Annotated in this window: 6 protein-coding genes; all 6 read right to left on the bottom strand. The window is 33.8% G+C overall.

Annotation, left to right across the window (positions count from 1 at the left end; all coding sequences use genetic code 11):
* Window positions 1–148: 148 nt before the first annotated feature.
* The 6 genes from I4U58_RS12400 to rsxC are packed head-to-tail and all read right to left on the bottom strand — an operon-like array spanning window position 149 to window position 5,317.
* The gene (locus I4U58_RS12400; protein ID WP_195931655.1) at window positions 149–1,153 is read right to left on the bottom strand and encodes an RnfABCDGE type electron transport complex subunit B; all 1,005 of its coding nucleotides are present in this window, start codon (window positions 1,151–1,153) and stop codon (window positions 149–151) included.
* A 19-nt stretch (window positions 1,154–1,172) separates the two neighbouring features.
* Window positions 1,173–1,748: an electron transport complex subunit RsxA gene (gene rsxA, locus I4U58_RS12395; protein ID WP_195931654.1), complete on the bottom strand. Its 576-nt coding sequence runs from the start codon at window positions 1,746–1,748 to the stop codon at window positions 1,173–1,175.
* Between the two features lie 19 nt (window positions 1,749–1,767).
* A complete protein-coding gene (locus I4U58_RS12390; RefSeq protein WP_007286595.1) occupies window positions 1,768–2,361 on the bottom strand; it encodes an electron transport complex subunit E in 594 nt (197 codons plus the stop codon).
* A gap of 19 nt (window positions 2,362–2,380) precedes the next feature.
* Window positions 2,381–2,956 (bottom strand): RnfABCDGE type electron transport complex subunit G, encoded by a 576-nt coding sequence (locus I4U58_RS12385; RefSeq protein WP_195931653.1) that lies wholly within the window; start codon window positions 2,954–2,956, stop codon window positions 2,381–2,383.
* Entirely contained in the window at window positions 2,956–3,939 is a 984-nt protein-coding gene (locus tag I4U58_RS12380) for an RnfABCDGE type electron transport complex subunit D (protein WP_195931652.1), read from the bottom strand. Before I4U58_RS12380 ends, I4U58_RS12385 begins: the two co-directional genes overlap by 1 nt.
* Window positions 3,940–3,958: 19 nt before the next feature.
* Window positions 3,959–5,317 (bottom strand): electron transport complex subunit RsxC, encoded by a 1,359-nt coding sequence (rsxC, locus tag I4U58_RS12375; protein ID WP_195931651.1) that lies wholly within the window; start codon window positions 5,315–5,317, stop codon window positions 3,959–3,961.
* Between the last annotated feature and the right edge of the window lie 93 nt (window positions 5,318–5,410).

Here is a 5,410-nt window from a genome sequence, read left to right as displayed (position 1 = left end):
ATTAAGGATTTTGTAATAATATTTATATTGATATTTTTATAATCCGAACATTTATATTGTACTTTAAAAATTCAATTTATATGCATAATAAAATAAAGGTATAGAAATCTATACCTTTATTCTATCCACATTTTATATTTTAATATCTTTAATTAACCAATTTAATTGATGCTTTCTTATCATCAACTAATTGCATTGCGCCTTTTTTACATTTTTTCATGCATAAATGGCATCCTTTGCATTTTTCAACATCGACTTTATGTGGTTTTTTCTTTTCTCCTTCTATAGCTCCAAATGGACAAGTTCTAGCACATGCTGTACATCCGATACATTTTTCTTCATCTATAGTTACTTTACGTCTGTCTGATAATTCTGCTTCTATAACTTTCTTTGGACAAACCTCTGCACATACTTTACATCCTATACATTTAGAATAATCTATTGTAGCTAAGTTGTTTTCTACTGTTATTGCTCCAACTGGACAAGATTTTTCACATTTTTTACATCCTATACATCCAGCCTTACATTTATCTTTTACATCTTTACCTTTATCTTTAGAGCTACAGTCAACTACGACTTCTTGTTTAGCTGGTTTTTTCTTTATTAATCCTTTTGGACATATATCTATACATTTTCCACAAAGAACACATTTTTCTTCATCTACTACTGCAACACCATCAACTACTGATAATGCACCAAATGCACAGACAGATACACAAGTTCCAAGTCCTAAACAACCAAAACTACATGATTTTGCTCCTCCAATTAATGCCGCTGCTGCTCTACAATCTTGTATCCCTTGATATTCATATTTGTTTGCTGCACTTGAACAACTACCTTTACACATAACATGTGCAACCTGTCTTTCCCCTGTTTCTGCTGCAACGCCCATTATTTCACCGATTTTTGCAGCTACTGCTGCTCCACCAACTGGACATGCATTGACAGGTGCTTCGCCTTTTACTATTGCAGCTGCTACACCACCACAACCTGGGTATCCACAACCACCACAGTTTGCTCCAGGAAGTACTTCAAGTATTTTGGCTTCTCTTTCATCAACTTCAACTGCGAATTTTTGTGCAGCAAAAGCTAATACAGCACCAAATATTAATCCCATGATTCCCAATAATATTACTGCTTTTAATATTTCCACAATACTTCACCCCCTGTTTTTATAATTTTATTAATCCTGTAAATCCTAAGAAAGCTATTGACATTAATGCTGCAGATATTAATGTTATAGGAAATCCTTGAAATGCTTCTGGAATATCTGCAAGTTCTAATCTTTCTCTGATTCCTGCGAATAAAACTATTGCTAATGTAAAACCTAACCCTGCACCAGTACCGTTTATTAATGTTTCTAATATATTGTAGTTTTTTTGAACATTAACAAGTGCTATACCTAAAACTGCACAGTTTGTAGTTATAAGAGGTAGATAAACACCTAATGCTTGATATAAAGATGGACTCATTTTTTTAAGTGCCATCTCAACAAACTGAACTATTGAAGCTATAACAAGTATAAATGCTATAGTTTGTAAATATTCAGTTCCTGTTTTAACTAATATCATTTGTATAAAATATGTTATTAAAGAAGCTAGGGCTAAAACGAATGTAACCGCAGCTCCCATACCTGCTGCTGTATCTACTTTCTTAGAAACACCTAAGAAAGGACATATACCTAAGAATTGTGATGTTATAACGTTGTTAACAAGGACAATGCTTAGTAATAAAAGAATATAATTCATAATATTTCCCTCCTAAAAATTAAGCACTTTTCTTTGTAACTTTATTAAATATTGCCATCAAGATTCCTAATGTTAAGAATGCTCCTGGAGGTAATATGAATAATAAAGCTGGTTGATAAGAAGCTCCAAATAAGCTTACTCCAAATATTGCACCTGCTCCTAATATTTCTCTAACTGCTCCTAATATTGTAAGAGCTAAAGTAAATCCAAGCCCCATACCTAAACCATCTACTGCAGAAGCAACAGCTCCATTTTTAGATGCAAAACTTTCGGCACGAGCAAGTATTATACAGTTAACAACTATTAACGGAATATATAATCCAAGTGCTTTATCAAGTGATGGTATATATGCTTTTAAAAGCATTTGTACTATTGTAACGAAAGTAGCTATAACAACTACGAACGCTGGTATTCTTATTTTATCTGGTATTACTTTTCTAAGTAATGATATCGCTACATTTGAACAAGCTAAAACTACTGTTGTTGAAAGGCCCATCCCTAATCCATTTATTGCTGCACTTGTAACTGCTAAAGTAGGACACATCCCTATTACTTGTACAAAGGTTGGATTCTCGTCGATAATACCATTTTTAAAAACTTTTCCTAGATTCATCTTAAAATCCCCCTATCGATTATTTTAAAGAGTTATTGTAAACTTCGATTGCTGCATCTACACCGTTAGTTACTGCTGTAGAAGTTATAGTAGCTCCAGATATTGCTTTTATTTCAGTATCACCAGGAGTTCCATTTTTAAGAACTGAAAGTTCTTCAAGTGGTTTTCCTTTATATTGATCACTAAATTCTGGGTCAGTTGCTTTAGCACCAAGACCTGCTGTTTCTGAGTTACTTACAACATTTATACCTGATACTTGACCATTAGCAGAATCGATACCTACCATTAATTCTATTGTTCCACCATAACCAGATGGTAAAACTTTTAGAGTATATCCTACAGTATTTCCAGATGCATCTTTTGCTTCATATATTTCTGAAACTTTAACTCCTTTAGAGTTATCAGTCTTTGCATCTTTTACTTCTTCAAAATCTTGAGCAGATTCTAAAACTAATTTTCTAGCTTCTGCATTTGCTTGTTCATTTCTTTTTGCTATTGTATCTGCTGTTACGTTATTAGTAAATGCTAATAATAAAGCCGCTATTGCACTTATTATTAATAAGTTTAGTCCTAATTTAAACATATCTTTGCCCATTATTTAGCCACCTCCCCAAATACTCTGTTATTAACGTACTTGTCTATAAGCGGTGTCATAACGTTTGCTAATAATATTGAATATGAACATCCTTCTGGATATCCACCATATAATCTAATTACTGAACATATTATACCAGCAAGAACTGCATATATAATTTGTCCCTTTTTAGTCATTGGAGATGTTGTATAGTCAGTTAACATAAAGAAACCACCTAGCATAACACCACCTGCTAATATTTCACTTACTGCAAATTGAATATTAAATCCACCTAATAAGAAAGTTAATATAAATATTGTTGCTAGATAACATAGCGGCATAATATAACTTATAATTCCTTTATATATTAAATAAATACCACCTAGTAATAATAAGATTGCACATGTTTCACCAACGCATCCACCTATATTACCTACTAGTAAATCCATCATAGATATATTATTGTCTGCTAATCCTTGTAGACCTGCTGCCCCTGATTTTAAGAAGCTAAGTGGAGTTGCTGTTGTCACTGCATCTGCTGCAGATGTAGTACTTACCCAGTTAACTCCTGTTTGAGTCCATTTAGTCATTGGAACTGGGAATGATGCAAGTAAGAATGCTCTTGCTGCTAAAGCTGGGTTAACAAAATTGTTACCTATTCCACCAAACATCATTTTTACAACTACTATTGCAAATACTCCTCCTAATAGACACATCCACCATGGAAGTGAAGCTGGAACGTTAAATGCTAATAATAATCCTGTTACTACTGCTGAAAAATCTCCAATAGTACTTTTTTGCTTAGTTATTTTTTCCCATATATATTCAGAACCGACTGTCCCTAATATACAGAAAAACATAACATATAATGCGCTTGCTCTAAAATACCACAATCCAGCAAGTGCTGCTGGTACAAGAGCGAATATGACTTGTTTCATTATATAAGAAGTATCTTCATTACTTCTAATATGAGGTGATGATGACACTATAAACTTATTTTCCATGTTTATTTCCCCCCGTTATTTATTTTGCTGCTTTTGCTTGAGCTTGTGCTTGTGCTTTTCTACGTTTTGCTTGAATTTGACGTTTAGCATTTCTTATTGATTCAACTAAAGGTCTTCTAGCTGGACATATAAACGAACATGAACCACATTCTATACAATCAAGTGCTCTATGTTCTTCTGCTTTATCAAAATCACCTTTAAGCGAGTTGGCACTTATATATAATGGTTGTAAAAATGCTGGACAGACTTCTGTACATCTACCACATCTTAAACAATTTGTTGGCTCAGGTAATCTAGCTTTTTCTTCTGATAAACATAATATACCTGAAGTACCTTTTGTACTTGCAGCCTGAGTAGTATATTGAGTGTTACCCATCATAGGCCCACCTAATATAACTTTACCTACTGTTATACCATCTTTAAATCCACCACATTGATCTATTATTTCACATATTGGTGTCCCGACTTTAGTTATTAAGTTTTTAGGTTCTTTTATTGCATCTCCTGTGATAGTAGTTATTCTTTCTACTAAAGGTAGTCCTGTTTTTATTGATTTGGCTATTTGTGCTGCCGTACCAACATTTGTAACTACTGCTCCTGCAGCTGCTGGTAATGCACCTGATGGGACTTCTCTTCCGCCTGTACATGCATATATAAGTTGTTTTTCTGCACCTTGTGGATATTTTATTTCTAAACCAACTACTTCTACTTCTGAATATCCTTCAGCCGCTTTAGTAACTGCTTCTATTGCATCTGGTTTATTTACTTCTATACCGATATATCCTTTATGCACATCTAATGCTTTCATAACTGCTCTTATACCAAATACTACATCTTCTGGATGTTCAACCATTAATCTGTGGTCAGCAGTTAAGTATGGTTCACATTCAGCACCATTTAATATAATAACGTCTATTTTTGAATCTGGTGGTGGAGATAATTTTACATGTGTTGGGAATGTTGCACCACCCATACCAACAATACCTGCATCTTGTATAATTTTTATAATTTCTTTTGGTTGTAGATCACTTAAATCTCCATGTGGTTTAACGCTTTCATGAAGTTCCTCTTTAAAGTCATTTTCTATTACAATACACTGTCCCATTCCACCTGGAACTTCATGCATTGCTATGTCTATAACTTTACCAGAAACTGATGAGTGAACATTTGCCGAAACGAAGCCACCTGCTTGCCCTATCATTTGACCTTTTTTAACCTCATCACCTTTTTCTACTATAGGTTTTGCTGGAGCACCTATATGTTGTTGAAGAGGAATGTAAACAATCTTTGGAGCCTCGGCCTTTGCTAGAGCCACTTTGTTTGTATACTCTTTGTTATATGGAGGATGTATCCCTCCTTTAAATGTTAAGAGTCTCATTGTATTTACCCCCTGTCTTTTTATATTTTAATTCTTTACCATATAAATATGCATCTATAGACTCTGCCGCTTTTTTTGCATCTGCTATTGATT

This window comes from Clostridium sp. 1001270J_160509_D11, from assembly GCF_015667935.1.
In the GTDB taxonomy this organism is placed as follows: domain Bacteria; phylum Bacillota; class Clostridia; order Peptostreptococcales; family Peptostreptococcaceae; genus Intestinibacter.
This window is presented reverse-complemented; position numbering and strand designations above follow the sequence as displayed.

What these genes read in the sequence shown, in the direction of transcription:
- rsxA (WP_195931654.1), bottom strand. Translation starts at nt 1,748, where the DNA reads ATGAATTATATTCTTTTATTACTAAGCATTGTCCTTGTTAACAACGTT.
- I4U58_RS12390 (WP_007286595.1), bottom strand. Translation starts at nt 2,361, where the DNA reads ATGAATCTAGGAAAAGTTTTTAAAAATGGTATTATCGACGAGAATCCA.
- I4U58_RS12385 (WP_195931653.1), bottom strand. Translation starts at nt 2,956, where the DNA reads ATGGGCAAAGATATGTTTAAATTAGGACTAAACTTATTAATAATAAGT.
- I4U58_RS12380 (WP_195931652.1), bottom strand. Translation starts at nt 3,939, where the DNA reads ATGGAAAATAAGTTTATAGTGTCATCATCACCTCATATTAGAAGTAAT.
- rsxC (WP_195931651.1), bottom strand. Translation starts at nt 5,317, where the DNA reads ATGAGACTCTTAACATTTAAAGGAGGGATACATCCTCCATATAACAAA.